At 67.6% G+C, this 25277-nt stretch carries 24 protein-coding genes; 9 read left to right on the top strand and 15 right to left on the bottom strand.

The genetic code is table 11. The features are described from left to right. Window positions 1-113: 113 nt before the first annotated feature. The 8 genes from argH to argC form a co-directional block, all read right to left on the bottom strand. A complete protein-coding gene (gene argH, locus M1D40_RS06025) occupies window positions 114-1571 on the bottom strand; it encodes an argininosuccinate lyase (protein WP_461170540.1) in 1458 nt (485 codons plus the stop codon). A gap of 2 nt (window positions 1572-1573) precedes the next feature. Next, window positions 1574-2782 carry an argininosuccinate synthase gene (locus tag M1D40_RS06020; RefSeq protein ID WP_341395842.1) on the bottom strand — a complete coding sequence of 403 codons (1209 nt, stop codon included), beginning with the start codon at window positions 2780-2782 and terminating at the stop codon, window positions 1574-1576. 79 nt (window positions 2783-2861) lie between these two features. Continuing rightward, on the bottom strand, window positions 2862-3398 hold the full coding sequence (locus M1D40_RS06015) for an arginine repressor (protein WP_341395843.1): 537 nt from the start codon (window positions 3396-3398) through the stop codon (window positions 2862-2864). Further along, window positions 3395-4360, bottom strand: coding sequence for an ornithine carbamoyltransferase (argF, locus tag M1D40_RS06010; protein ID WP_461170539.1), 966 nt, complete (start codon window positions 4358-4360; stop codon window positions 3395-3397). The genes M1D40_RS06015 and argF overlap by 4 nt, the downstream gene beginning before the upstream one ends. Further along, a complete protein-coding gene (locus tag M1D40_RS06005; RefSeq protein ID WP_461170538.1) occupies window positions 4357-5640 on the bottom strand; it encodes an acetylornithine transaminase in 1284 nt (427 codons plus the stop codon). The genes argF and M1D40_RS06005 overlap by 4 nt, the downstream gene beginning before the upstream one ends. Further along, window positions 5637-6560: an acetylglutamate kinase gene (argB, locus tag M1D40_RS06000; RefSeq protein WP_341395845.1), complete on the bottom strand. Its 924-nt coding sequence runs from the start codon at window positions 6558-6560 to the stop codon at window positions 5637-5639. The genes M1D40_RS06005 and argB overlap by 4 nt, the downstream gene beginning before the upstream one ends. A gap of 11 nt (window positions 6561-6571) precedes the next feature. Continuing rightward, the gene (argJ, locus tag M1D40_RS05995) at window positions 6572-7786 is read right to left on the bottom strand and encodes a bifunctional glutamate N-acetyltransferase/amino-acid acetyltransferase ArgJ (RefSeq protein ID WP_461170537.1); all 1215 of its coding nucleotides are present in this window, start codon (window positions 7784-7786) and stop codon (window positions 6572-6574) included. Then, window positions 7786-8817, bottom strand: a complete 1032-nt coding sequence (gene argC, locus M1D40_RS05990; RefSeq protein ID WP_461170536.1) for an N-acetyl-gamma-glutamyl-phosphate reductase — start codon at window positions 8815-8817, stop codon at window positions 7786-7788. Before argC ends, argJ begins: the two co-directional genes overlap by 1 nt. Window positions 8818-8985: 168 nt before the next feature. Here argC and M1D40_RS05985 point away from each other — a divergent pair, with 168 nt between their 5' ends. From M1D40_RS05985 to M1D40_RS05970, 4 genes are all read left to right on the top strand, one after another. Beyond that, the gene (locus M1D40_RS05985) at window positions 8986-9951 is read left to right on the top strand and encodes a quinone oxidoreductase family protein (RefSeq protein ID WP_341395848.1); all 966 of its coding nucleotides are present in this window, start codon (window positions 8986-8988) and stop codon (window positions 9949-9951) included. A gap of 69 nt (window positions 9952-10020) precedes the next feature. Next, entirely contained in the window at window positions 10021-10476 is a 456-nt protein-coding gene (locus M1D40_RS05980) for a hypothetical protein (protein ID WP_461170535.1), read from the top strand. Then, entirely contained in the window at window positions 10476-10820 is a 345-nt protein-coding gene (locus M1D40_RS05975) for a transcriptional regulator (protein WP_461170534.1), read from the top strand. Before M1D40_RS05980 ends, M1D40_RS05975 begins: the two co-directional genes overlap by 1 nt. After that, window positions 10820-11620: a MerR family transcriptional regulator gene (locus tag M1D40_RS05970; RefSeq protein WP_461170533.1), complete on the top strand. Its 801-nt coding sequence runs from the start codon at window positions 10820-10822 to the stop codon at window positions 11618-11620. The genes M1D40_RS05975 and M1D40_RS05970 overlap by 1 nt, the downstream gene beginning before the upstream one ends. A 111-nt stretch (window positions 11621-11731) precedes the next feature. Here the strand turns inward: M1D40_RS05970 and M1D40_RS05965 are convergent, their stop codons facing one another. Together M1D40_RS05965 and M1D40_RS05960 are read right to left on the bottom strand one after the other, a co-directional pair. Then, window positions 11732-12334: a shikimate kinase gene (locus tag M1D40_RS05965; RefSeq protein ID WP_461170532.1), complete on the bottom strand. Its 603-nt coding sequence runs from the start codon at window positions 12332-12334 to the stop codon at window positions 11732-11734. Between the two features lie 53 nt (window positions 12335-12387). Next, window positions 12388-13143: a class I SAM-dependent DNA methyltransferase gene (locus M1D40_RS05960; RefSeq protein WP_461170531.1), complete on the bottom strand. Its 756-nt coding sequence runs from the start codon at window positions 13141-13143 to the stop codon at window positions 12388-12390. Window positions 13144-13341: 198 nt separating this feature from the next. On the opposite strand from M1D40_RS05960, the gene M1D40_RS05955 reads away from it, so the two are divergent. Together M1D40_RS05955 and M1D40_RS05950 are read left to right on the top strand one after the other, a co-directional pair. Beyond that, window positions 13342-14118 (top strand): cyclase family protein, encoded by a 777-nt coding sequence (locus tag M1D40_RS05955; RefSeq protein WP_461170530.1) that lies wholly within the window; start codon window positions 13342-13344, stop codon window positions 14116-14118. Beyond that, window positions 14115-15788, top strand: coding sequence for a thiamine pyrophosphate-binding protein (locus M1D40_RS05950; RefSeq protein WP_461170529.1), 1674 nt, complete (start codon window positions 14115-14117; stop codon window positions 15786-15788). Before M1D40_RS05955 ends, M1D40_RS05950 begins: the two co-directional genes overlap by 4 nt. A gap of 76 nt (window positions 15789-15864) precedes the next feature. On the opposite strand, the gene pheT is transcribed toward M1D40_RS05950, so the two are convergent. Then, entirely contained in the window at window positions 15865-18408 is a 2544-nt protein-coding gene (pheT, locus tag M1D40_RS05945) for a phenylalanine--tRNA ligase subunit beta (RefSeq protein WP_461170528.1), read from the bottom strand. Then, window positions 18409-19491: a phenylalanine--tRNA ligase subunit alpha gene (pheS, locus tag M1D40_RS05940; protein WP_461170527.1), complete on the bottom strand. Its 1083-nt coding sequence runs from the start codon at window positions 19489-19491 to the stop codon at window positions 18409-18411. A 154-nt stretch (window positions 19492-19645) separates the two neighbouring features. Between pheS and M1D40_RS05935 the strand changes: the two genes are divergently transcribed. Both M1D40_RS05935 and M1D40_RS05930 read left to right on the top strand, forming a co-directional pair. Beyond that, window positions 19646-20185: a hypothetical protein gene (locus M1D40_RS05935; RefSeq protein WP_461170526.1), complete on the top strand. Its 540-nt coding sequence runs from the start codon at window positions 19646-19648 to the stop codon at window positions 20183-20185. Between the two features lie 126 nt (window positions 20186-20311). After that, window positions 20312-21373: an Rv2578c family radical SAM protein gene (locus M1D40_RS05930; protein WP_341395864.1), complete on the top strand. Its 1062-nt coding sequence runs from the start codon at window positions 20312-20314 to the stop codon at window positions 21371-21373. A gap of 96 nt (window positions 21374-21469) precedes the next feature. On the opposite strand, the gene M1D40_RS05925 is transcribed toward M1D40_RS05930, so the two are convergent. After that, complete coding sequence (locus tag M1D40_RS05925; RefSeq protein WP_461171013.1) at window positions 21470-21898, bottom strand: (deoxy)nucleoside triphosphate pyrophosphohydrolase; 429 nt, start codon at window positions 21896-21898, stop codon at window positions 21470-21472. Between the two features lie 419 nt (window positions 21899-22317). Here M1D40_RS05925 and M1D40_RS05920 point away from each other — a divergent pair, with 419 nt between their 5' ends. After that, window positions 22318-23559, top strand: a complete 1242-nt coding sequence (locus M1D40_RS05920) for an MFS transporter (RefSeq protein WP_341395865.1) — start codon at window positions 22318-22320, stop codon at window positions 23557-23559. Window positions 23560-23660: 101 nt separating this feature from the next. Here M1D40_RS05920 and M1D40_RS05915 read toward each other — a convergent pair whose 3' ends face one another. Then, window positions 23661-24593 (bottom strand): TrmH family RNA methyltransferase, encoded by a 933-nt coding sequence (locus tag M1D40_RS05915; protein ID WP_461170525.1) that lies wholly within the window; start codon window positions 24591-24593, stop codon window positions 23661-23663. Window positions 24594-24613: 20 nt separating this feature from the next. After that, the gene (rplT, locus tag M1D40_RS05910; RefSeq protein WP_341395867.1) at window positions 24614-25261 is read right to left on the bottom strand and encodes a 50S ribosomal protein L20, sunset domain variant; all 648 of its coding nucleotides are present in this window, start codon (window positions 25259-25261) and stop codon (window positions 24614-24616) included. Window positions 25262-25277: the final 16 nt, after the last annotated feature.

The raw sequence follows: 25277 nt of genomic DNA, 5'->3' as shown, positions 1-25277 counted from the left end.
CCCCTGCGGAAATCTCCGCAGGGGCAGTGCCGGCACCGGTTGGGGATACTGCCCAGCCGACGCCGCCGGCGACAGCCAGGCTGAGCCCCGGGCCGTAACCCCGCGCAGCTGGGCTAGGCCGTGTAGCTGCGGGCCGTCTGCAGCTCGTTTTTCAGCGCGGCAAGCTGCTGCTCCACGGCGGACCGGGCGGTGCCGCCCTGCGCGCTGCGGCTGGCCAGCGAACCTTCGGTGCTCAGCACCGTCCGGACCTCCGGGGTGAGGTGCTCGGAAATGCCGGCGTAGTCCTCATCCGTCAGGTCCCACAGCTCGGCGCCGCGGCCCTCGGCCAGCTTTACTGCCGAACCCGAGAGCTCATGCGCCTCGCGGAACGGAACCCCCTGGCGGACCAGCCACTCGGCAATATCCGTGGCGAGGGCAAAACCCTGCGGTGCCAGGGACTGCATGCGTTCAGTGTTGAACGTCAGCGTGGCGATCATTCCGGAGACCGCCGGAAGCAGGACTTCCAGGGTGTCTGCGGCGTCGAACACCGGCTCCTTGTCTTCCTGCAGGTCCCGGTTGTACGCCAGCGGCAGTCCCTTGAGCGTGGCCAGCAGTCCGGTCAGGTCACCGATCAGGCGGCCTGCCTTGCCGCGGGCCAGCTCGGCCACATCGGGGTTTTTCTTCTGCGGCATGATGGAGGACCCGGTGGAGAAGGCATCATCCAGGGTCACAAAGGAGAACTCCTTGGTGGCCCAGATGATGATTTCCTCGCTGATCCGGGACAGGTCAACGCCGATCATGGCCGCCACCCAGGAGAACTCCGCATAGACATCGCGCGAGGCGGTGCCGTCAATGGAGTTCCAGACGGCGGACTCAAACCCGAGTTCGGCGGCAACCGCGTTGGGATCCAGGCCCAGCGAGGAACCGGCCAGGGCACCGGAACCGTACGGGGACACCGCGGCCCGCTTGTCCCAGTCCATGAGCCGCTGCACATCGCGCAGCAGCGCCCAGGCATGGGCCAGCAGGTGGTGGCTGAGCAGCACCGGCTGGGCGTGCTGCAGGTGGGTGCGGCCGGGCATGGCCACCCCCAGATGCTTTTCGGACTGCTCCACCAGGGCATCAACCGTCGCCAGGACACCGGCGGCAATGATGCGGGCGTGGTCGCGCAGGTACATGCGTCCCAGCGTGGCGATCTGGTCGTTGCGGGACCGGCCGGCGCGCAGCTTGCCGCCCAGCGCCGGACCGGCACGCTCAATCAGGCCGCGTTCCAGAGAACCGTGGACATCCTCATCGGACTCCGCCGGGGCGTAGGCACCCGAGCGGACATCGGCGTCGAGCTCGTCCAGGGCTGCGAGCATGCCGTCCAGCTCCGCGTCATCCAGCAGACCGGCCGTATGCAGCACGCGGGCGTGCGCCCGGGAACCGGCAATGTCATAGCCGGCAAGCCGCCAGTCGAAGTGGGTGGACTTGCTCAGCGCCGCGAGGGCGTCGGCGGGACCGCCTGCAAAGCGGCCGCCCCACAGGGCACCCTGGACGGTGGAACCCGCAGCTGCGGTTCCGGCCGGTTCAACCGGCGGCTTGCCGTTAGCCATTCCTACTTACCTTCCGCCGCACGCTGGTCGCGGCCGGAGGCCACCTTGGAGGACATCCCGAACAGCTCGATGAAGCCGCGGGCCATGGACTGGTCGAAGCTGTCGCCGGTGTCGTAGGTGGCGAGGTTGAAGTCGTACAGCGAGGTGTCGGACCGGCGTCCGGTCACTACGGCACGGCCGCTTTCCAGCGTCATGCGGATGTCGCCGGAGACGTACTTCTGGGTGTCCTCGATGAAGGCGTCCAGGGACTTCTTCAGCGGGGAGAACCACTGGCCGTCGTAGACCAGTTCGGTCCAGCGCTGGCCAACAGTCTTCTTGAAGCGGGCCTGCTCGCGCTCCACGGTCACGTTTTCGAGCTCGCGGTGGGCGGCCATCAGCGCCATGGCACCGGGGGCTTCGTAGATTTCGCGGCTCTTGATGCCCACGAGGCGGTCTTCGACGATGTCGATGCGGCCAATGCCCTGGGCACCGGCGCGCAGGTTCATCTGCTCGATGGCCTGCAGCGGGGTGACGGGCTTGCCGTCGATCGCTACCGGAATGCCTTCCTTGAAGGTGATGACCACTTCGTCGGCGGCAAGGCCGGCGGCGGGATCGGAGGTGTACTCATACACATCCGGGGTGGGGCCGTTCCAGATGTCTTCCAGGAAACCGGTCTCCACGGCGCGTCCCCAGACGTTGGCGTCGATGGAGAACGGGTTCTTCTTGGTGGTGACGATCGGCAGGTTCTTTTCCTCGGCGAAGGCAATGGCCTTGTCGCGGGTCAGGGCCAGGTCGCGGACCGGTGCGATGCACTTCAGGTCCGGGCCCAGGGTCTGGATGCCGACCTCGAAGCGGACCTGGTCATTGCCCTTGCCGGTGCAGCCGTGGGACACGGTGGTGGCCCCGAACTGGCGGGCGGCTGCGACGAGGTGCTTGACGATCACCGGGCGGGACAGCGCCGAAACCAGCGGGTAGGAATCCATGTACAGGCCGTTGGCCTTCAGCGCCGGCATGCAGTACTCGGAGGCGAATTCGTCCCGGGCATCGGCAACATAGGCCTCGACGGCGCCGCAGGAGAGGGCGCGCTGGCGGATGGTTTCCAGGGACTCGCCGCCCTGTCCGACGTCGACCGCCACGGCGATAACTTCGGCACCTGTTGCCTCGGCGATCCAGCCGATGGCCACCGATGTATCAAGGCCACCGGAGTAGGCCAGAACAATGCGTTCGCTCACGAAATACGCTCCTCTTGCTTGGTGCAGCCTCTGCAGGCTGCTTGTTGATGAAGGTAGGTGGAAAGTTTTGGAGGGACAGCTACAGGATGCGGCTGTCCGGAGCCTGGCCGTTGGCCGTGGCTTCATCCGCTATGCGCAGGAAGCGGGCCGCGACGTCGGCGCCGCCGTCGGGCTCCCGGGTGACCATCACCACCGTGTCGTCACCGGCGATGGTGCCCAGAATGGACGGCATCACCGAGTGGTCGATGGCCAGGGCCAGGAAGTTCGCGGCGCCGGGCGGGGTGCGCAGCACCACGATGTTGCCGGAGGCCTCCGCGGTGACCAGCAGTTCCCCGCAGAGCCGGGCCAGCCGGGCGTCCAGGACTTCCTGGGTCACCCCGGACTTCGGTGCGCGTTCGCCGCCCTCGGAGGGCACCGCGTACACCAGCACCCCTTCCTTGCCGCGCATCCGCACCGCTCCCAGTTCCACCAGGTCCCGGGACAGCGTGGCCTGGGTGACCTGGACGCCGTCGTCGGCCAGCAGGGCGGCGAGTTCCGCCTGGGACCGGACCGAGGATCCGGTCAGCAGGGCGCGGATGCGCGCCTGGCGTGCGGTTTTGGTGGCCGGCATGCTCATGATTTGCCCTCCGGAACGCCGGTCAGGCCCGAGCGCGCCATCAGCCACACCATCAGTGCCTTCTGCGCGTGCAGCCGGTTTTCCGCCTCGTCCCAGACCACTGACTGGGGTCCGTCAATGACGTCTGCGGAAATTTCGTAGCCGCGGTAGGCCGGCAGGCAGTGCAGCACGACGGCGTCATCCGCGGCCTGCGCCATCGCTGTGCCGTCCACCGCGTAGTCGCGGAAAAGCTCGGAGCGGGCAGCCTTTTCATCTTCCTGGCCCATGGAGACCCAGGTGTCCGTGGCAACGACGTCGGCTCCGGCCAGCGCTTCAGCCGGATCGGTGGTGATCATTACCGAACCGCCGGTTTCCTCGGCACGGGTCGCGGCGGCGTCGACAATCAACGGATCGGGCAGGTAGCCGACCGGCCCGGCCACCCGGACGTGCATGCCGGCAGTGACTCCGGCCAGCAGGTAGGAGTTGGCCATGTTGTTGGCGCAGTCCCCCAGGTAGGTCAGGGTCAGGCCGGCCAGGGCGCCCTTGTGCTCGCGGATGGTCATCAGGTCCGCCAGCAGCTGGCAGGGATGATAGTCATCGGAGAGCGCGTTGATGACGGGCACGCCGGAATTCGCCGCCATTTCCTCCAGCCCGGACTGCGCGTAGGTGCGCCAGACGATGGTGGAGACCATGCGTTCGAGCACCTTGGTGGTGTCCGCGACGCTTTCCTTGTGCCCGAGCTGGGACTCCCCCGCGCCGATGATCAGCGGCACGCCACCGAGATCGGCCACCCCGGCGGCAAAGGACACGCGGGTGCGGGTGGAGGTCTTGTCGAAAATAACCGCCACCGTCTTGCGGCCGGTCGATGCACCGGCATACGGCTGGTACTTGTAGCGGTCCTGTTTCAGCGCGTCGGCAAGGTCCAGCACTTCGGTCTGCTCGGCCTGGGTGAGGTCGGTGTCGACCAGGAAATGGCGGGTCATGATTGTCCTTCTGTCTCTGCGGCGGACCGGGCGGCGGCCAGGATCCCCGGCAGTGCGTTCACAAATGAGTCGGCCTGGCCTCGGGTGAGGATCAGCGGCGGGGCCAGGCGCAGGGTGTGCGGTCCGGTGGAGTTGATGATGAATCCGGCGTCCAGTGCGGCGGCCACGGCGGCCGGGGCCATATCCCGGTCTAGGTCGAAGCCGATCAGCAGGCCTTCCCCGCGCACCTCGGCAACGCCGGCAACCGCTGCCAGCGCGGCCCTCAGGTACGCCCCGGTGTCCCGGACCTGATCCAGCAGTCCGGCGGATTCGATGACGTGCAGGGTCGCCAGCGAAGCGGCGGTCGCCACCGGGTTTCCGCCGAACGTGGTTCCGTGCTGGCCGGCGGAGAGCAGCGACGACGCCGTCTCGCCAAAGGTGATCAGCGCGCCCACCGGGAAGCCGCCGCCCAGGCCCTTGGCCAGGGTCATGGCGTCGGGCAGCACACCCTCCGAGGCGAACCACTGTCCGGTGCGGCCGATACCGGTCTGCACTTCGTCCACGATCAGCAGCGCACCGGCGGCGGCCGTGATCTCCCGCGCTGCCTGCAGGTAGCCCGCAGGCAGCGGCCGCACCCCGGCTTCACCCTGGATCGGCTCGACAAAGACGGCGGCAACAGTGTCATCCACGGCGGCGTGCAGGGCGTCCACGTCCCCGAACGGGATGTGCTCGACTCCCCCGGGCAGCGGCTCAAACGGTTCCCGGTAGGCCTTTTTGGCGGTCAGCGCCAGCGCACCCAGGGTCCGGCCGTGGAACGCGCCGTCGAGGGCAAGGATCCGGGTGCGCCGCACGGCGCCGCCGGTTGCAGCGGAACCGGTGTTGCGGCGGGCGAGCTTGAACGCCGCTTCATTGGCTTCAGTGCCCGAGTTGGCGAAAAAGACCTTCGAGCCCTCCGGCGCCCCGGCCAGCTGCAGCAGCTTTTCCGCCAGCGCCACCTGCGTGGGGCTGGTGAAGAAATTCGACACGTGGCCCAGGGTGGCCAGCTGGCTGCTGATCACCGAGGTCAGGAAGGGATGTGCGTGGCCCAGCGCGTTGACGGCAATGCCGCCGAGCAGGTCCAGGTATTCCTTGCCGTCGGCGTCCCAGACCGTGCAGCCGCTGCCCCGGACCAGCACGCGCTGGGGAGTGCCGAAGACGCCCATCAGGGAAGATCCGTAGCGGCGCAGCCAGTCCTGCGAGGTGCCCGTCAGTTCCGCCAGGGCGGCGTCGGCTTCGATGTGTTTGCTCGTGGCGCTGCTCACTGCTTCTCCTCCGGAATAACCTGGGTGCCGATGCCGGCAGTGGTGAAGACTTCCAGCAGCATGGAGTGGGCCATCCGGCCGTCCACGACGGCGGCGCGGTCCACTCCGCCGTCGACCGCGGCCAGGCAGGCCCGCATTTTGGGGATCATGCCCGCTTCCAGGGACGGCAGCATGCCCCGCAGCTCACCGGCGGTGAGCGAGGAAATCAGCGACGACTTATCCGACCAGTCCGCGTACAGGCCTTCGACGTCGGTCAGCACCACCAGCCGCGAGGCGCCCAGGGCGACGGCCAGGGCTGCCGCCGCGGTGTCGGCGTTGACGTTCAGCACCTGGCCGGTGGGCGCGCCGTCGTCGTTTACTTCAGGAGCCACTGTGGAGATGACGGGAATCCGCCCGGCTTCCAGCAGGTCCACGATGGCGCCGGGGTTCACGCCGGTGACTTCGCCGACCAGGCCGAGGTCAACCTCCTCGCCGTCCACCACCGCGCCGATGCGTTCGGCGCGCAGGAGCGCGCCGTCTTCACCGGAGAGCCCGACGGCGTAGGGGCCGTGGGCGTTGATCATCCCGACCAGCTCGCGGCCCACCTGCCCGGTGAGGACCATGCGCACGGCGTCCATCGCTTCGGGGGTGGTGACGCGCAGTCCGCCCCTGAATTCGGACTTGATGCCCAGGCGTTCGAGCAGGGCGCTGATCTGCGGGCCGCCGCCGTGCACGACGACGGGGTGGACGCCCACGTGGTGCAGGAAGACGATGTCCTCGGCAAAGGCCTGCCGCAGCTCATCGTTGACCATGGCGTTGCCGCCGTATTTGATGACCATGATGGAACCGGCGAACCGCTGGATCCAGGGCAGCGCCTCAATGAGGGTGGCGGCCTTGTCCTGGGCGGCCAGCTGTTCTTTGGCTTCTGTGGGTGTGCTCATGATGTCCCCGATCAGCTGCTGTAGGCCGAGTTTTCGTGGACGTAGTCCGTGGTCAGGTCATTGGTCCAGATGGTGGCGCTTTCCGTGCCCGCGTTCAGGTCGATTTCCACCGTAACCCGGCGGCCGGTCAGGTCCACCAGGTCCCGGGAATCACCGATGCCCCCGTCGCGGCAGACCTGCACGCCGTTGATGGTGACGTTGATCCGGTCCGGCTCGAAGGCGGCGTCCGTGGTGCCCACGGCCGAGAGCACCCGGCCCCAGTTGGGGTCGTTGCCGAAGATGGCGGTCTTGAACAGGTTGGAACGGGAGACGGCGCGGGAGGCGGTTTCGGCGTCGGCGACGGTGGCGGCGTTCACAGTGGTGACGGCGATGTCGTGGCTGGCGCCCTCGGCGTCGGTGATCAGCTGCTGGGCCAGGGAATGGCAGACCTCGGTGAGGCCGGCGGTGAACTCCCCGGCCTCCGGAACGGTTTCGGAGGCGCCGGACGCCATCAGAACCACGGTGTCATTGGTGGACATGCAGCCGTCCGAGTCCGTGCGGTCGAAGGTGACGGCGGTGGCGGCGCGCAGGGCGGCATCCAGCTCGGCGGCCGGCAGCAGCGCATCGGTGGTCAGCACCACAAGCATGGTGGCCAGGCCCGGAGCCAGCATGCCGGCGCCCTTGGCCATGCCGCCGATGCTGTAGCCGCTGCCGGTGAAGACGGCCTGCTTGGAGACGGTGTCGGTGGTCATGATGGCTTCGGCCGCGGAGGCGCCGCCGTCGGCGGCCAGGGCCTTGGCTGCTGCCTCCACCCCGGGGAGGATCTTGTCCATCGGCAGCTGCTCGCCGATCAGGCCGGTGGAGCAGACCACAACGTCGGACGCCGACAGGCCCAGGACTTCGGCGGTTTTTTCGGCGGTGGCGTGGGTGTTCTGGAAGCCCTGCGGGCCGGTGCAGGCGTTCGCGCCGCCGGAGTTGAGGATGACGGCATCGGCGCGTCCGTCCGAGATGACCTGGCGGGACCAGTGCACGGGTGCGGCGGCTACCCGGTTGCGGGTGAAGACCGCTGCCGCGGCCTTCGACGGGCCGTCGTTGACCACCAGCGCCATGTCGCGTCCGCCGGAGAGCTTCAGGCCGGCGGTGATGCCGGCGGCGCGGAATCCTGCCGGAGCGGTGATCCCGGTGCCGGCACCCGTGCCGTTGGCTTCGGAGGTTCCGGGTGCCGTGCTGTTGTCGGTGGTGCTCATTACGGGGCAACTCCCTGCGTTGTCAGTCCGGCGGTTTCTTCCAGGCCGAGGGCAATGTTCATGGACTGCACCGCGCCGCCGGCGGTGCCTTTGTTCAGGTTGTCGATCACGCAGGTGACGATCACGCGGTTGGCGCGGGCGTCATACGCCAGCTGCAGCGCTGCATAGTTGGAGCCCACCACCATCTTGGTGGCCGGCCACTGGCCTTCGGGAAGCAGCCGGACAAAGTGCTCGCCGCCGTATGCCTCTTCCCATGCGGACCGCAGCTGCCCGGCGGTGACGCCGGGGCGGACCTTGGCCGTGGCGGTGGTGAGGATGCCGCGGGACATGGGCGCCAGGGTGGGCGTAAAGGACACGGCAACGCTCTCGCCGGCTGCGGCTGAGAGTCCCTGTTCAATTTCGGGGGTGTGGCGGTGTCCGCCGCCCACGCCGTAGGGGCTCATTCCGCCCATCACTTCGGACCCGAGCAGGTGCGGCTTGGCTGCCTTGCCCGCACCCGAGGTGCCCGAGGCAGCGACGATGACGACGTCGTCGGGCTCCAGCAGCCCGGCCGAGAAGCCCGGCGTCAGCGCCAGCAGCGAGGACGTGGGATAGCAGCCCGGAACGGCAATCCGGGTAGCGCCCTTGAGGCGGTCGCGGTGGCCTGGCAGCTCGGGCAGCCCGTACGGCCAGGAACCGGCATGCGGCGAGCCGTAGAACTTCTCCCAGGCCAGCGGATCTTCGAGCCGGTGGTCGGCACCGGCGTCAATCACGAGCACGGACGGATCAAGCTGCGCGGCGATGGCGGCGCTGGCGCCGTGCGGCAGGGCGAGGAAAACGACGTCGTGCCCGGCCAGGTTTTCCACCGTGGTGTCAACGAGGACCCGGTCGGCGAGCGCATGCAGATGGGGCTGCAGCTCGCCCAGCCGGGAACCGGCGTTGCTGTGGGCCGTGATGGCGCCGATAGTGACGGAGGGATGTCCGGCCAGCAGGCGCAGCACTTCACCTCCGGCGTATCCGGAGGCTCCTGAGACAGCAACTGAAATGGTCATGGCTTCACCCTACAGTAGATTTATGCATACACCTTCATAATTATGCATAGATGACGCGGCTGCTGATTTCGCCGCCTGCGGCAACTGGTGGGGAAGCTCCGGTGCGCCGGCACGGACGGTGCCCTACGATGGCAGCGACACCGATGCCTGCAACAGAAGAGACAATCCATGCATAAAGCTATTGTGGTCCCCGCCCCCGGCGGGCCGGAAATCCTGCGCTACGAAGACGTCGACCTGCCCGAGCCCGGCCCCAAGGAACTGCTGGTCCGGGTTGCGGCGGCGGGCGTGAACTTCATCGACACCTACAAGCGCAGCGGTGTCTACCCCATGGATTATCCCTTCATTCCCGGCGCCGAAGCGGCCGGAACTGTAGTGGCGGCAGGCCGCGACGTGACCGCATTCCGCGAGGGTTCACGGGTGGCGACGGCCGAAGGCGGCGGCACCTACTCGGAATACACGATCATGGAGGCTGACAAGGCGCTGCCCATTCCCGAGGGCGTCAGCGAGGAAGTGGCGGCAGCGCTGCCGATGCAGGGCATGACGGCGCATTACCTCTGCAATTCCACCTTTCCCGTGGAAGAGGGCCAGACCGTCCTGACCCACGCCGGCGCCGGCGGCGTGGGGCTGCTGCTGATCCAGCTGCTCAAAGCCAAGGGCGCCCGGGTCATCACCACCGCCTCCTCCGAGGAGAAGCGGGACCTGGCGCGCTCCGCCGGCGCCGACCATGCGCTGGATTACGACGGTTTTGCCGAGGAGGTCCGCCACCTGACCGACGGAAAGGGTGTGGACGTGGTGTACGACGGCGTCGGGAAGGCCACGTTTGACGGCTCCCTGGCCAGCCTGCGCAAGCGCGGCATGCTGGTGCTCTTCGGCGGCGCCTCGGGGCAGGTGCCGCCCTTCGACATTCAGCGGCTGAACTCCTCGGGCTCGCTGTTCCTGACCCGTCCCACCCTGGGCGACTACCTGCTCACCCCCGAAGAACGGCAGTGGCGCGCCCACGAGCTGTTCGAGATGGTCCGCGAGGGCACGCTGGATGTCCGGATCGGCGCCACCTATCCGCTGGCCGAGGCCACCCGCGCCCAGCAGGATCTTGAGGGCCGCAGGACCACCGGAAAGGTGCTGCTGCTTCCCTAACCCGGCTGCTCCGGCTTCGCGTGTGCAAAACCCTCGACTTTCCAGTCCGGCAAGTCTAGGGTTGCCAACATGGAAACAGAGGATCTCAGCCCGGGGAGCGCCCGGCAACAGCTCAGTACGCTGCAGGCCGACGCCGTCGCCGCGGGCCGGCGGTCCGCTGCACCGCGCTGGTATCTGGTGGTGCAGGCATTGTGCTGCGCCGGTTTCGTGCTGTCCTTCGGCTTCGGCCGCTGGCAGGCCATGGGTTTTGCGGCCGCCGCCGCAGCCCTGGCCCTGCTCGGGACGCTGCGTCCCCTGATTACCGGTACGCGCGCCGATCCCTGGGCATTCCGGCACTCGCTCAAAGTCGGTGCCGTGCTGGTTGCCTTCCTGACGGTGATAGTCGGGGTGGCCATGGTCGTAGTGGATCCGGACAGCCCGCCCGCACTGCTGGCCGCGGCAGTTCTGCTGACCTTCGCCGTCGTCCTCGTTCTCGGCATCCGGATGGAACGGGCCTTTGTCCGCTCCATCCTCGACGGCGTCTGATGCTGCCGAAGCCGCGCTTCGATGAGCTGGTGCACGGGGCGGTCCGGCTGCGCATCTGCGGAATGCTGGCCCGGCTGGGCAGCACCGAATTCGCGCTGCTCCGCGACTCGCTGGAGGTCAGCAACCCCACCCTGAGCAAACACCTGAAGCAGCTGGAGCAGGCGGGATACGTGCAGCTGGCCAAAGGCCCCGGCCCGGGCGGCCGCACGCACACCTGGGCCGACCTCACGGCCAAGGGGCGGGCTGCGTTCGACGGCCACGTTGCTTTCCTGCACCAGGTGATCGACGCCGGCCCCGGCACCGGGGAGCCGGCCGGCCGGTCCCGGGATTGCGCTGCTCCGTGATGGCGCCGGATCAGCACCCCGGGCAGACGGTGGGCACGGTTGCCCGCCAGCTTGGCATCAGCGTTCGCACGCTGCACCACTGGGACCATCTCGGCGTCGTTGCTCCGTCCGGCCGGACTCCCGGCGGATACCGCGTGTATGCGGAGGCGGACGTGGCACGGGCACGCCGCACCCTGCTGTTCCGCGAGCTGGGCATGCCCCTCGCCGACATTCGGGACTTCCTCTCCTTGCCTGCCGCTGGCCGGCGGAAAGAGCTGACAACCCGCCGCGAAGAGGTGCAGTCCCGGATCAGGCAGCTCGAAGAGCTGGTTGTGTCAGTGGACCGCCTCCTCGCCGCCGACGCAACGGGTGTTCTCCTGTCCGGACCGGAAGCGGACGTGTTTCTGGGCGCCGGCTGGGATCCGGGCCGTGCCGCAGCTGCCCGCGAGCGCTGGGCAGACTCGCCCCAGTGGGCAGAATACGCGGAACGTTCCGCGGACCGGACCCCTGAGGAGTGGCAGGAAATTGTAGCGGCCACCGCTGAAGCAGTTCAGGCGCTGGCCGCGGGGATGCGCGCCGGGATGGTTCCGGGCAGTCCCGGGGCCAACGCCCTGGCCGAGCAGCACCGGCAGGCAATGAGCGCCTACTTCCACTGCACTGTCTCCATGCACGTACTCATCGGTTCCCTGTTTACCGCGGAGCCGGACTTCGCAGCGTCCTATGACCACACGGAGCCCGGCTTGGCTGCCTGGATACAGGAAGTCATCAATGCCAACGCGCTCGCCCGCGGCGTTGATCCGGCCACCGCGGTCTGGGGCTGACGACGGCGTTTTGGCCGCGACCGGGACCCTGATGGGGCGAAACCGGAAAAGAGCCGCAGCCCGGGGCCACGGGATTCTGAACGTACATCCGGCCCGCAGCTGACCCTGGTGTCAGGAGCCGGTCCGGTTTACTCGGCGGGCGCTCGGCCCCAGCAAGGCGGCAACCTGTTCGGCCGTCTCCTGCGGCTGCCGGCCGGCGGTCAGGACGGTGTCCGTCGCCAGGGACCGCAGGCCCTCGTCGTCCAGCCACTCCGCGAGGAAATCATGTCCGGAACTGATCCAGTCCGTCCCCTTTGACGCACGCGAGCGCTGCCGCAGCTCAGCCAGTGCGGTCCCGCGGTCCTCCGAGGGCAGCAGCAGGACAACCCGCGGCACGCTGCTGAGCGCGGCGCGGACCTCTGCACGGCACCCGGGGTCCGTGTAGGAGGTGTGCCCGGCGCCCAGAGCGAGCACTGCTCCGGGATGGTCTGCGACGGCGCGGCGAACAGCGTGGGCGCGCGCCGGCTCCCAGTCCCGCTCCGCCGCAACGCGTCCCACCTCTTTGCTGCGGCGCACCAGGCGTTCGATGCTCCAGCCAACCTCTGCGTAGTACCGGCCGCCGACGTCGTCGATGTCCACGAAGGACACCCCGAGGATGGCCGCCGCCAGCGAGCCGGCGGTGGTTTTACCGGCGGCAGCCGGGCCGATCAGCACCAGGGAGGGCGGGGATGACATAGGCAGATCCTGCCACAGTTCGTACCGGGCCAGGACCCGGGCCCGGACCTGATCTAGTCCGCTCGGAGCCGGTACACCGTCACATGGCTGCGGGACTGGTCAGTGAAAGGGCTGCGGTCCCAGTCCGCCCACCTGGCTTCCCGCTCGAACCCGGCCAGCCTGGCCATCAGGTCAAGCTCCCCGGGCCAAATGTACCGGTGCGGGGTCCGGGTGATCCGCGCAGCACGGCCGTCCGAGAGTTCCGGACCGAAACGCACGTGGTGGGAGATGACGTGCTGCCGCAGCACGTCATAGGTGTCCACCAGGAGATACCCCGGTTCACTGACCTCGACCGTTCCGCCGTGGCCCGGCGGCAGCGAGCGCAGCTGCGGCACCCAGAGCTCGACGACGAAGCATCCGCCGGGTGCGAGGTGGCGGGCGGCGTTCTCGAAACACCGGACCTGCTCCTCCTGTGTCAGCAGATTGGCAATGGTGTTGAACACCAGGAACGCGAGGGAGAAGCCGCTTCCCGCCGTCGCCTCGGCCATGTCACCCTGCACCACGGGGATGCGGGCCTCATCGGCCTTCTCGCGCAGCCGCGCAATCATCGCGTGCGACAGTTCAATGCCGCTGACCGCAATGCCGGCCTCAGCAAGCGGGACGGCCACCCGTCCCGTGCCGACGGCAAACTCGACGGCAGGCCCGCCGGCCGCCAGCTCTGCCAGCACCTCAACCGTTGGCCCCAGTACCCCGGGAGCAAACATCCCCTCCCCCGGGGTGTCATAGCGTTGCGCGGCGTCGCTGTCCCACAGCTCCTGCTGGTTGCTCATCCGGCCACTATTGCACAGGGCTCTCCGCCGGTCCGGGGTTTCTCCCCGGTGGTCCGGACCGAAGGCGCCGGTCAAAAATGCTCCGACACGGATTTTGACCGGATGGTTAGACTCGACTTCACCGGATGAGCATCAGGAATGATGCCCGCGCCGCCCCCGCCCGCATCCTGCGCAGGAAGCCAACCCGATCGGAGAGCAATGTCCGTAGTAGAGAAACTGACGATGGCACTTGGGGACGGGTCGGTGGAGTTCCTGGACCTCACGACTCCGCTGGGCAGGGAGACTCCGATCCTCAGCCTCCCGGAGCCTTTCGCCAACACCGTTGGGCTGAGTCTTTCCGCCGTGAGCAGCTTTGACGACGCCGGGCCCGGCTGGGCCTGGAACGACATGACTGTGGGAGAGCATGCCGGGACCCACCTCGACGCTCCGGTGCATTGGATCTCGGGCCGAGACGGCAAGTCAGTGGACCAGATTGAGCCTGCGAGGCTCATTGGCCCCGCCGTGGTGATTGACAAAACCGCGGAGGTCGCCCGGAACCCGGATTTCCTGCTGGAGCCGGCGGATTTTGAGCAATGGGAGGACGAGAACGGTCCCCTCCCGGACAACTGCTGGATCATCTTCCGCACCGGCTGGTCAGCACGGGGCGGCAATGCGGCAGACTTTATTAACGCCGATGACAGCGGCTCCCACACGCCGGGCGTCTCGCCGGCCGGTGCCCGCTGGATTGCGGCCAACGAGCGCGTCAGCGGTTTCGGGGTGGAAACCGTGGGCATTGACGCGGGGCAGGCCGCGGCTTTCGATCCCATGTTCCCCGTCCACTGGTTTCTTCTGGGGGCGGACAAGTACGGGATCACGTCCCTCCGCCAGGTCGACAAGCTGCCGGTAACCGGCGCCACCCTGGTTGTTGCCCCGTTGCCGATTGTCGGCGGAACCGGAAGCCCGGCCCGGGTCTTCGCCCTCGTGGAGGCCTCATGAGCGAAACCGTGCCGGTGTCCGTTCTTGTGGGGCAGACTCTGGCGGGTCTCGGCGTCGGACATGTCTTTGGAGTTGTTGGCAGCGGAAACTTCGACGTCGTCAACGCCCTCCGCAGCGCCGGGGTGCCGTTCACGGCTGCCCGCCATGAAGGCGGTGCCGCCACCATGGCGGACGCGTACGCGCGGATGTCCAACAGGGTGGGCGTGGTCAGCACCCATCAGGGCTGCGGGCTGACCAATGCAGTCACCGGGATCGGTGAGGCCGCGAAGAGCCGGACACCCCTGATCGTGTTGACGGCCGATACCCAGGGCGCGGCCGTGCGCTCAAATTTCAAGATCGACCAGGACGCGCTGGCCCGCAGCGTCGGTGCCGTCGCCGAGCGGGTGCATTCGGCCGAATCCGCCGCTGCTGACACTGTGCGGGCTTTCCGCACCGCACTCAATGAACGCCGGACGGTGGTGCTGAGCCTTCCCCTGGATGTGCAGAAGGAGCAGGCCCCGGTCCCTGGTGAGAGTGTTCAGTTGCCGGCGCCCGCCCGCCTGCGTCCGAATTCCGCCGGTGTTGAACAGCTCGTGGACCTGCTGCGGGGCGCCGCACGCCCGGTCTTTGTGGCCGGACGCGGCGGCCGGGGAGCCCGTGATGAAATTCTTGCCCTTGCCGAGCACTGCGGTGCACTCGTAGCCACCTCCGCTGTGGCCAACGGGCTCTTCAACGGCGAAGCGTTCAGCCTCGGTATTTCCGGAGGTTTCTCCTCTCCGGTGACAGCCGATCTCATCTCCGGCGCCGACCTGATCGTGGGCTGGGGCTGCACCTTGAATATGTGGACCATGCGGCACGGCAGGCTGATCTCCCAAAATGCCAGAGTTGTCCAAATCGACGTCGAGGACGCGTCCCTGGGAGCCAACCGGCCGATTTCCCTGGGGGTGCTTGGCGACGCGGCCCTGACTGCCCAAGACGCATTGGAGCTGCTGAAAAAAGTGCAGCCGGCGGCGGCGCAAAAGTACCGCAGCCCGGAAAACGCGCTGATCCTCAAGTCCTCCAGCTGGCGGGACGTCCAGACGCCCGACCTCTCGACACCCGCGCTGATCGATCCGCGGGTCCTGAGCAGGGAACTCGACGCCCTCCTTCCGGCTGAGCGCATAGTGTCCGTGGACTCCGGAAACTTCATGGGCTATCCCAGCCAGTATCTGGCAGTGCCCGATGAATTCGGATTCTGCTTCACGCAGGCGTTTCAGGCGGTCGGGCTGGGGCTCTCCACAGCTATCGGGGCGGCCATTGCGCAGCCGGAGCGGCTGCCGGTCCTGGGTGCCGGCGACGGCGGATTCCTCATGGGAATCAGCGAACTGGAGACCGCAGTCCGGCTGGGCCTGCCGCTGGTGTGCATTGTCTACAACGATGCGGCCTACGGCGCGGAAGTCCACCATTTCGGCCACGGCACCAAGAACGCCGACCTTGGCAGCGTCACCTTCCCGGACACCGATATTGCAGCAATTGCCCGGGGATTCGGTGCTGAAGCCGTCACGGTTCGAACGGTCGATGACCTGCACACCGTCAAGGCATGGATCGCAGCTTACGAGTCGGGAAGCCAGGACCGTCCGCTGGTGATCGATGCGAAAATTGCGTCCGACGGCGGATCCTGGTGGCTCGCCGAGGCTTTCCAGGGGCACTGACCTCCGCGCTGGAAAAAGGCAGCAGGTCCCGCCGGGATTCCGGACGGGACCTGCTGCCTTCTGCGGCTTGAATCAGCTAGCGCTGCACGGCACCAAACCGCTCGGCAGCCAGCGCGACGGCGGCGGCCCGGGACTCAGACGCCTCATCGGCGGTCAGTGTCCGGTCCGGAGCGCGGAAGCGCAGGGCGAAGGCCAGGGACTTGCGCCCTTCCTCAATGCCCTTGCCGGAGTAGACATCGAACAGCGAGATGTCTTCGAGCAGCTCCCCGGCACCCTCGCGCAGGGTTTCCAGGACGGCCTCGGCAGGAATGCCTGCCTCCACCATCAGGGCCACGTCCTGGGTGGTGGCCGGGAACGAGGAAATGTCGCGGGCCACAATCACCTCGGGCGCGGCGTCGAACAGGGCGTCGGCGTCGAGTTCCAATGCCACCGTGCGGGCCGGCATGTCCCTGGCTGCGAGCAGCTTGGGATGCAGCTCGCCGGCGTAACCCACGGTTTCGCCGCTGCGCAGCGACAGCTTGGCGGTGCGGCCCGGGTGGAAGGCCTGGTGCTCGCCCTGGCTCACCACCAGTTCCACGCCCAGCACGTCGCCCATCAGGCGGGCGGTGTCCACGGCATCGGCCCAGTCCCAGGCACGCGGCGCGTAACCGGCGCCCGGCTGCGATTCATGGCCGGTGAACAGCACGCCGATGTGCAGCGGCTGGTCCGGAACACCCTCGTACAGAGCATCCAGGACTTCCTCGGAGGGCTTGACGCCCAGCGGCGGAATCGTTTCGGTGCCCAGTTGCTCGCCGGGCAGGAAGACGGAACCTGATTCGAACAGCGCCAGGTCGCGGAAGCCGCGCGAGAGGTTCCGCTTGGCCACCTCGAACAGCCCCGGCAGCACCGAGGTGCGCAGGTAGCCGAACTCCGCGCTGAGCGGATTCGCCAGCTTGACCGCGGCCGGCGAGGTGCCGGCGTCGGGCGTTCCGAAGGTGTTGTTGTCCTCTTCCGTGACAAACGGATAGGACAGCACCTCGGTCAGGCCGGCGGCGGCGAGCGCCTGCTGCAGGCGGCGGCGCTGCTGCTGGATGCGGGTCAGGCCGCGGCCGGGAGGAGCGGTGGGCAGCGTGGACGGAATGTGCTCGTAGCCCACCAGGCGGATGATTTCCTCGGTGAGATCCTCGCGCGTTTCCAGGTCCGGGCGCCAGCTCGGCGGGGTCACCGAGTAGCCGGCAGCCGTTTTGGCAACGTCGGCACCCAGGTCACGCAGGGTTCCGGTGATCTGGTCCTCGGTGAAGTCATAGCCGATCAGCCTGGACGCGAAGTCCGCCGGCAGGTCGATGGCCTTCGCCTCGGGCTTGGTTCCGGCGTCGGTCACTGACGCGTCGGCGGTGCCGCCGGCCAGTTCGGTCAGCAGGTCCACGGCGCGCTGCGCTGCGACGTCGGCGATGTTCCAGTCCACGCCGCGTTCGAAGCGCTTGGACGCTTCCGAGGGCAGGCGATGCCGGCGGCGGGAGCGGCCGATGCTGACTTCCTCGAAGTGCGCGGCTTCGATCAGGATGTTGCTGGTGCTGTCCGAAACCTCGGTGGCTGCCCCGCCCATCACACCGGCGATTCCGATCGCGCCGGAGTCGTCGGTGATGAGCAGGTCCTCGGGATCGAGGGTGCGGACCTTCTCGTCCAGTGTCTTGAGGGTCTCCCCCGCAGCGGCGCGGCGCACCACGATGTCACCGGAGAGCTTGTCCAGGTCATAGAAGTGCAGCGGCTGGCCGAGCTCGAGCATCACGTAGTTGGAAATGTCCACGATCAGGGAGATCGAGCGCATTCCGGCCAGACGCAGCCGGGAAGCCATCCACGGCGGCGTCGGGCGCGTGGGGTCCACGCCGCGGACAGTGCGCGCCACAAAGCGGTCGCAGCCGGCTTTGCCGTAAATCGGTGCGCCGTCTTCCAGGCGCACGCCGTAGCCCTTGCCGTCCGCAACGGGGACGACGACGGCGTCGGCCGGGTCGGTGAATTCCGTTCCGGTGGCGTGGGCATACTCGCGCGCAGCGCCGCGGATGGAGAACACATAGCCGCGGTCGGGGGTGACGTTGATTTCCGCTGCCTGGTCATACAGGCCGAGCAGGTCCATCGCGTCGGTGCCGACCTCGGGGTCCAGGCCCAGACGGGAGAGGACCAGGATGCCGTCGTGGTCATCGCCGATGCCCAGTTCGCGCACCGAGGCGATCATCCCGGCGGAAACGTGTCCGTACGTCTTGCGCGGGCTGATCCGGAAGTCCCCGGGCAGCACGGCGCCGGGCAGGGTGACAACAACCTTGTCCCCCACGGCGAAGTTGTGGGCGCCGCAGACAATGCCCTGGACTCCGGAGGGGTCAATGCCGTCGCCGTCGAGCGTCTGCCCGGCACCCTCGGGCACCACGCGGACGGTGCACCAGTTGATGGTCTTGCCGTTCTTCTGCGGCTCGGGCTCCATGGAGAGCACCTGGCCAACGACGATCGGTCCGGAAAGCTCGTCGGCGGGACGGTGGACGTCCTCTTCCTCCAGGCCTACCTTGACCAGTTCCGCCATGACGTCTTCGGCGGTTGCGTCCGCCGGAACCTGGGCATACTCGCGCAGCCAGGAAAGTGGGATTCTCACTTAGATCTCCATCCCGAAGTGTTCGCTGAAACGTACATCGCCCTCGATCATGTCGCGCATGTCCCCCACTTCGTTGCGGAACATCAGTGCGCGCTCAATACCCATGCCGAAGGCAAAACCTGAATAGACCTCGGGGTCAATGCCGGCCGCGCGGAGCACGTTCGGATTGACCATGCCGCAGCCGCCCCACTCGATCCAGCGCGGACCGCCCTTGGCACCGGGGTGCCAGATGTCCAGCTCGGCGCTGGGCTCGGTGAAGGGGAAGTAGTTCGGGCGCAGGCGCACCTTCGCTTCATCGCCGAAGAGCACGCGGGTGAAGTGCTCCAGCGTGCCAACCAGGTCAGCCATGGTCAGGCCCTTGTCGATGGCCAGGCCTTCGAACTGGTGGAAGACCGGGGTGTGGGTGGCGTCGAGCTCATCGGTGCGGAACACCTTGCCCGGGCACAGCACATAAATCGGCAGCTCGCGCTCCAGCATGGAGCGCACCTGGACCGGCGAGGTGTGCGTGCGCATCACCAGGTGGGCCTCGGGCGGCTCGACAAAGAACGTGTCCTGCATTTCACGGGCGGGGTGGTCCGGCTTGAAGTTCAGCGCATCGAAGTTGAACCACTCCGATTCCACCTCGGGGCCTTCGGCGATTTCCCAGCCCATGCCCACGAAGATGTCGCTGACGCGGTCCTGCAGGGTGGAGAGCGGATGGCGTCCGCCCATGCGGCGGCGGCGCGGAGCTGCGGTGACGTCCACGGCCTCTTCGACCAGGATCCGCGCGTCGCGCTCTGCTTCCAGTTCCACGGTGCGGGCGGCGAGCGCGGCATTGATGCGCCCGCGGGCCGGTCCGACGAGCTTGCCCGCGGCCGACTTCTGGTCCTTGGGGAGGGAACCGATGGTGCGGTTGGCCAGGCTCAGCGGCGACTTGTCACCGGCGACGGCGATGCGGACATCCTTGAGGGCATCTAGATCAGCGGCGGCAGTGATGGCGGCGAGCGCGGCCTCGACGGCGGCGGTAACGGCCGCTTCATCCAGCGGGTTGGGCGGCTCGGGGACGGTGTCTGGGGACGGTGTCCCCGGTATGGAGTTCGACATGTACAGTTCTTTACCTATTTCCGGCCCTGTTGATGGACGTTTTGATGGGCGTTGATCGTGGAAAAACGAGGGAAAATGCCCGTAGCTTCCAGTCTAACCAACCCTGACTGTGACCCGGGCACGGCAACGGCTGATGACCCGGAATGATCCGCACGTGACGCAGCGCAAACCGCGTCCCTACACTGGCAGCGTGAACCTCCGCCGCGCCGCTCCCCCCTCCCCCGCGTTTTTCGCCGGGATCCGCCGGGTACTGAACGTCATCAATCTGAGTACCCCTGCCGGGCTCGCTCTGGCCCGGGCAGGCAAATGCCGCATTTCCCGGGGCCCGGACGGACTGCTCCTGGCCGGCGGCTGGACCTGGCCGCTGCCCCGGGCAGCGGCCTTCACCGTCGGCAACGTGATTCTGTACCGCTCCCGGGTCACTCCTTCATTCCGGCCCCTGTCTTCGGTGCCCGCGCCCGGCGACGCAGGCCGGAGCGCCCTGCTGCGGCACGAGGCCCGGCACAGCAGCCAGTACGCGGCACTCGGCCCGGTGTTCCTGCCGCTCTATTTCCTCGCCGCCGGAATCTCCACGCTCCGCACCGGCGATCCGGCGTCGGGCAATGTCTTTGAACGTCTGGCAGGACTGGAGGACGGCGGCTATGTGACCCGCCGACCGCCCGTCCTGACCCACCGCCCTGACCCGCCGTCCTGACCCGCCGAGATGGCAGAAAGTGTGCCTTTTGAGGGCCGGGAAGAGCACTTTGTGCCATTTCGCGGGGTGGGAGGGGATGCCAGCGGGACTACCCGGGCTATTAGTACATGTGTTCTAATGGACGGCATGAGATGGGAAGCGCAGGAACCGAAGGCGGCCGGAGCACAGGACGCTCTTCTGGCCCTGCAGGGCGTGGTGCGCAGCGTGAAAACACCGGAGTTTGCCGGCATTACCTTTCACGAGGTGATCTCGAAGTCGGCCCTGAACAAGGTCGGGAAAACATCCGGCATGCCGTTCAGCTGGACCATCAACCCCTACCGCGGGTGCAGCCACGCCTGCGTTTACTGTTTCGCCCGCAAGACGCACACCTATCTGGATCTGGATGCGGGCATGGACTTCGACAGCCAGCTCGTCGTGAAGACCAACGTGGCCGAGGTGCTTCGGCGTGAGCTGGCCCGGCCCTCCTGGCAGCACGAGCATGTGGCCATGGGCACCAACACGGACCCGTACCAGCGGGCCGAAGGCCGGTACAAACTGATGCCGGACATCATCCGGGCACTGGCCGCTTCCGGAACACCGTTCTCCATCCTGACGAAGGGCACGCTGCTGGCGCGCGACATCCCCCTGCTCAAAAGCGCCGGCCAGGACACCGAGATCGGCATGGGGATTTCGCTGGCGCTGCTGGATCCCGATCTGGCGCACCGGGTGGAACCGGGGACGCCCGCACCCAAGGCGCGGCTTGAGCTGATCAGCCGGCTGCGGGACGCCGGGCTCCCCTGTTCAGTGATGGCCATGCCGATCCTGCCCTGGCTCACTGACGGGGACGAGTCGCTGGACGCACTCTTTTCCGCTCTTGCCGCTGCAGGCGCCACCGGAGTGACTGCCGGGGCGCTGCACCTGCGCCCCGGAGCCAGGGAGTGGTATCTGGCCTTCATTGCCCGCGACTACCCCCACCTGTCCGGCAAGTATGCCCGGCTGTACGGCGGCGGAACCTATGCTTCCAAGGAGTACCGCCAATGGCTGGCCGGCCGGGTGAACTTCTTCAAGAAAAAGCACGGATTCACCTCCCGGGCGGAATTCATGCCGCTGCGGCGGTCCGGGACGGACAGCAGTGCTTCAGCGGCGGTTCCGGAAAGAACGACGGCGGCAGCGGCTGCCGGCGCAGCAGGCACGGAACCGCTTTTTTAACGGAGACGTCCGGCGCTGAGCCGTCAAGGCCCTTGGCGACCGCGCCCCGCAAGGGCAGCGTTCCTGAACGGGAGCCCGGGATAACGGCAGAGCGGGCTAGTGAGGCCCTGCAGCGTCGAGCATGGCCGACACAATCGGCAGGTCGGCCGGAATCCAGTCCAAGGTGGCCAGTTCCTTCGGATCAAGGGCAACCCAGCGAAGCTCGTCGTGATCTTCCAGCGGTGCCGGAACACCGCGGGTGACCTCCGCCAACCACACGCGCATCGCTGCCCGGTCGTTGAGCGGCCACCCCTGGGGGCCGGGGCCGGAAATCTCGGCGCCCAGCAGGACCTCCACTCCCAGTTCCTCGCGCAGTTCCCGGTGCAGGCCCTCTTCACAGCTTTCCCCGGGCTCTACTTTCCCGCCGGGGAACTCCCACATGCCGGCGAACTGCTCCGGCGCCGTGCGGCGGGCGGCAAGCATCTTGGTGGGGGCAGCAAGATTGTCCACGAGGGCAGCGCCCACAACTTGTTTGAGTTCGAGAATAGACACGAATCGAGTCTACGGGCCCGGCTGGCCTAAACTGGAGTGAGCGCACCGTTGCGGTTAACCGCAGCCCCGGCAGGCTTTCCCGCCGCGGATTCTGCGCTCCTTCCCGTTTCAGTGCCCGCCGGCTCCCGCCCGGAGCCAGCTGCCGTGCTTTCCTGCGGCCCTGACCGTCCTCCCGGCACAGTCATGTTGACCGGCCCCGGCCGTCCCGCGCGAATGTGGCAACAACCCCGTCAGCGGGAGTTTTGGGCCCCTTGGAGGACGCAGCTGAGCCGGCAGGCAGCGGCCATCCGATATCCGGGGCCTCCTCACTCGGACCAAGGGAGCCAGGGGCCGCCCCGGCCACGGCAGATTTGAACCAAGCGGCAGCCGCGCCGTCCGGCACCGTACACGAAGCTAAGTTCTGAAAGAGTTTGATGTCTTTAACCCCCGCACTCCAGGCCAAGCGGGCATCGCTGGCCGTCTTCGCCCTTGCCGTCGGCGGATTCGCCATCGGCACCACTGAATTCGCCATTATGGGCCTGCTCCAGGAGATGGTCACGGATCTGGGCATTTCGGTGCCGGCCGGCGGACACGTCATCTCTGCCTATGCGTTTGGCGTGGTGGTCGGTGCCCCGGTCCTCGCCGCGCTGGGCGCACGCATTCCCCACAAGACCATGGCCGTGGGCCTCATGGTGCTCTTCACCGTGGGCAACCTGTCATCCTTCTTTGCCCCTGATTACCAGTGGCTCCTGGTCACCCGCTTCCTGTCCGGGCTGCCCCACGGCGCATTTTTCGGCGTCGCGGCGGTGATTGCCGCTTCCCTGGTGGCCCCGACCCGCAGGGCCCGCGCCATTTCCATGGTCATGCTGGGCCTGAGCATTGCCAACGTGGTGGGTGTCCCCTTTGCCACCTGGCTGGGACAGCAGGCCGGGTGGCGTTGGATGTTCGTGATGGTCGGGGCCATCGGACTGCTCACGGTGGCCCTCACGGCCCGGTTCGTTCCGTTCAAGCCCGCCCATCCCGAGGCCAGCATCCGCCGCGAACTCGGAGCCCTGCGCAGAATCCAGGTCTGGCTGGCGCTGCTGGTGGGCACGGTGGGCTTCGGCGGGTTCTTTGCCGTTTATGCCTACATCTCCCCCACCATGACCAATGTGGCCGGCTTCGAGACGTCAATGCTCCCGCTGATTGTTGGCCTGTACGGCCTGGGGAACGTCTTTGGGAACATCGCCGGTGGCAGGCTGGCCGACCGCAGCGTGATGGGCAGCATCTACGCCATCCTGCTGGGCACCGTACTCATTCTGGCCGGCTATGCCTGGCTGGTGCAGTACAAGGCGGGCGCGCTGGTGCTGGTCTTCCTGGTCGGGGCAATAGGCTCCATGCTGGTTCCGCCGCTCCAGACCAGGCTCCTTGATGCCTCCCCCGGTGCCCAGTCCCTGGCGTCCTCGCTGAACCACGCGGCGCTCAATATGGCGAACGCCTTGGGGGCCCTGCTGGGCGGCGTGGTCATTGCCTGGGGCTGGGGCTACCGCTCGCCCGCCGTCGTCGGCGCCGTCCTGGCCCTGCTGGGACTGGGCATTGCCCTGATGAGCGGCTGGCTGGACCGGCGCGGCCCGAAGCAAGCTGCTCAGGCCGCTGGGCATACCCGTCAGGGTCCGGGCAAATCGCCCGTGCAATAGGAACTGCTGGGGGGATCCCCTGCTCGGCGCTGTTGACGGCCGCAGCAGGGACTTGGTTTTCGCTGCCGGCACGACGGCGCTGGCCTTTGGCGCGCGGCGTGCTAGCGGTTTTGGGCGCGCGCCGAGGCGTACAGGCACACAGTGGCCGCGGTTCCCACATTCAGGCTTTCAGCGCGGCCGTACACGGGGACTGCCACGCGGTGATCGGCAGCAGCCAGCTGCGCGTCGCTGAGGCCCTGGGCTTCATTGCCGAAGAGCCACGCGGTGGGGTTTTCCAGCCGCGGCTGGGACGGTTCGACGACGGCGGCCTCGTCGGGGACGGCGCCGGCTGGGGCCAGCGCGGGCGCCAGCCGGCGGACCGCGCTTTCGTCCTGGAGCTGGTCAAGGTCCACGTCGCCGTAGCCGTCGGCGGCCAGGACGGTCAGGCCGTGGGCATGCAGGGCCGCCATGACAAAGTCAAAGTCAACGCCGGTGACAACCGGAAGATGGAAGAGGGACCCTGCGGTGGAGCGCACCGCTTTGGGATTGTGGATGTCAACGCTGGCGGAGGTGAGGATAACGGCATCGGCACCGGCGGAGTCAGCGGCCCGCAGGATCGTTCCGGCATTGCCGGGATCGCGGACCTCGCAAAGCACTGCAACCAGCCGTGCTCCGGATGCCAGCACATCGTCAAGGTCATAGTCGGTGATGCGGCACACCGCAACCACACCCTGAGGGGAAATCGTGGTGGCCATGGCGGCGATGACCTCGTCTGTGGCCAGGCGCAGCGGCAGCTCGGCGGCCAGCTCCGTCAGTTCCGGCAACCGCTCGAGGCACGCCTGCGTGGCGAAGACTTCAAGTACGACACCGGAGCCGCCGGCGGAGGCATCCGCCCGGTGGCTCAGCAGAGCCTCTCGGACGGCCTGCGGCCCTTCGGCCACAAAGCGGCCGGTCTTTAAACGTGCCGGGCGCCCGGCCAGCTTCGCCACGTCCCGTACCCGATCTGCTCGGGGATTGGACATTGGCGGAGCCGACGGGCGCCCAACAGTGTTCATGATCGGTTAATAACCGATTTCTAGCCCTGGAACTTCTGGCGGGATTCTCCGCCAGCAGGCTCCAGGCCGGCAGCCTTGGCGGCTTCGACGGAGTTGAACCAGTACTCGGCGACAGTCTGCTCGTACCAGGTGGAACCCGGAACGTGGTACTTGCCGGAGCCCAGGTTGCCCTTGATGACAAAGCCCTCGGGAGCGTCGCCCTCGGAAGCCTTGAAGCCACCCTTGGCGTCGGCAACGGCAGCGGCCGGCTTGGAGGCAGCCGGAGCAGCCTTTGCAGCGGGAGCGGCGGCGACGGCCGGAGCGGAGGTGTCGGACGGCAGCGCGTTCTTGGCGATCTGAACCAGCGTGGCGAAAGCAGCGGCGTCGTTGACGGCCAGTTCTGCCAGCATGCGGCGGTCAACCTGGATCTCGGCAGCCTTCAGGCCCTGGATCAGGCGGTTGTAGGTCAGGCCATTGGCGCGGGATGCAGCGTTGATGCGCTGGATCCACAGGCGGCGGAAGTCGCCCTTGCGCTTGCGGCGGTCGCCGTAGCTGTACACAAACGAGTGCAGCAGCTGCTCTTTGGCCTTGCGGACCAGGCGTGAACGCTGTCCGCGGTAACCCTTGGCGCGCTCGAGAATAACCCGACGCTTCTTGTGGGCGTTTACCGCCCGCTTCACACGTGCCACGTGCGTACTCCTTTGG

This window comes from Arthrobacter sp. Z1-15 (genome assembly GCF_054792395.1).
The sequence above is the reverse complement of the archived record's forward strand: the minus strand, read 5'-3'. Positions and strand labels throughout refer to the sequence as shown.

Excerpts from the sequence above, each read along its gene's own strand:
- argH (WP_461170540.1), bottom strand. The coding sequence starts at position 1,571 with ATGGCTAACGGCAAGCCGCCGGTTGAACCGGCCGGAACCGCAGCTGCG.
- M1D40_RS06015 (WP_341395843.1), bottom strand. The coding sequence starts at position 3,398 with ATGAGCATGCCGGCCACCAAAACCGCACGCCAGGCGCGCATCCGCGCC.
- argF (WP_461170539.1), bottom strand. The coding sequence starts at position 4,360 with ATGACCCGCCATTTCCTGGTCGACACCGACCTCACCCAGGCCGAGCAG.
- argB (WP_341395845.1), bottom strand. The coding sequence starts at position 6,560 with ATGAGCACACCCACAGAAGCCAAAGAACAGCTGGCCGCCCAGGACAAG.
- argJ (WP_461170537.1), bottom strand. The coding sequence starts at position 7,786 with ATGAGCACCACCGACAACAGCACGGCACCCGGAACCTCCGAAGCCAAC.
- argC (WP_461170536.1), bottom strand. The coding sequence starts at position 8,817 with ATGACCATTTCAGTTGCTGTCTCAGGAGCCTCCGGATACGCCGGAGGT.
- M1D40_RS05985 (WP_341395848.1), top strand. The coding sequence starts at position 8,986 with ATGCATAAAGCTATTGTGGTCCCCGCCCCCGGCGGGCCGGAAATCCTG.
- M1D40_RS05980 (WP_461170535.1), top strand. The coding sequence starts at position 10,021 with ATGGAAACAGAGGATCTCAGCCCGGGGAGCGCCCGGCAACAGCTCAGT.
- M1D40_RS05975 (WP_461170534.1), top strand. The coding sequence starts at position 10,476 with ATGCTGCCGAAGCCGCGCTTCGATGAGCTGGTGCACGGGGCGGTCCGG.
- M1D40_RS05970 (WP_461170533.1), top strand. The coding sequence starts at position 10,820 with ATGGCGCCGGATCAGCACCCCGGGCAGACGGTGGGCACGGTTGCCCGC.
- M1D40_RS05965 (WP_461170532.1), bottom strand. The coding sequence starts at position 12,334 with ATGTCATCCCCGCCCTCCCTGGTGCTGATCGGCCCGGCTGCCGCCGGT.
- M1D40_RS05960 (WP_461170531.1), bottom strand. The coding sequence starts at position 13,143 with ATGAGCAACCAGCAGGAGCTGTGGGACAGCGACGCCGCGCAACGCTAT.
- M1D40_RS05955 (WP_461170530.1), top strand. The coding sequence starts at position 13,342 with ATGTCCGTAGTAGAGAAACTGACGATGGCACTTGGGGACGGGTCGGTG.
- M1D40_RS05950 (WP_461170529.1), top strand. The coding sequence starts at position 14,115 with ATGAGCGAAACCGTGCCGGTGTCCGTTCTTGTGGGGCAGACTCTGGCG.
- pheS (WP_461170527.1), bottom strand. The coding sequence starts at position 19,491 with ATGTCGAACTCCATACCGGGGACACCGTCCCCAGACACCGTCCCCGAG.
- M1D40_RS05930 (WP_341395864.1), top strand. The coding sequence starts at position 20,312 with ATGAGATGGGAAGCGCAGGAACCGAAGGCGGCCGGAGCACAGGACGCT.
- M1D40_RS05920 (WP_341395865.1), top strand. The coding sequence starts at position 22,318 with ATGTCTTTAACCCCCGCACTCCAGGCCAAGCGGGCATCGCTGGCCGTC.
- M1D40_RS05915 (WP_461170525.1), bottom strand. The coding sequence starts at position 24,593 with ATGAACACTGTTGGGCGCCCGTCGGCTCCGCCAATGTCCAATCCCCGA.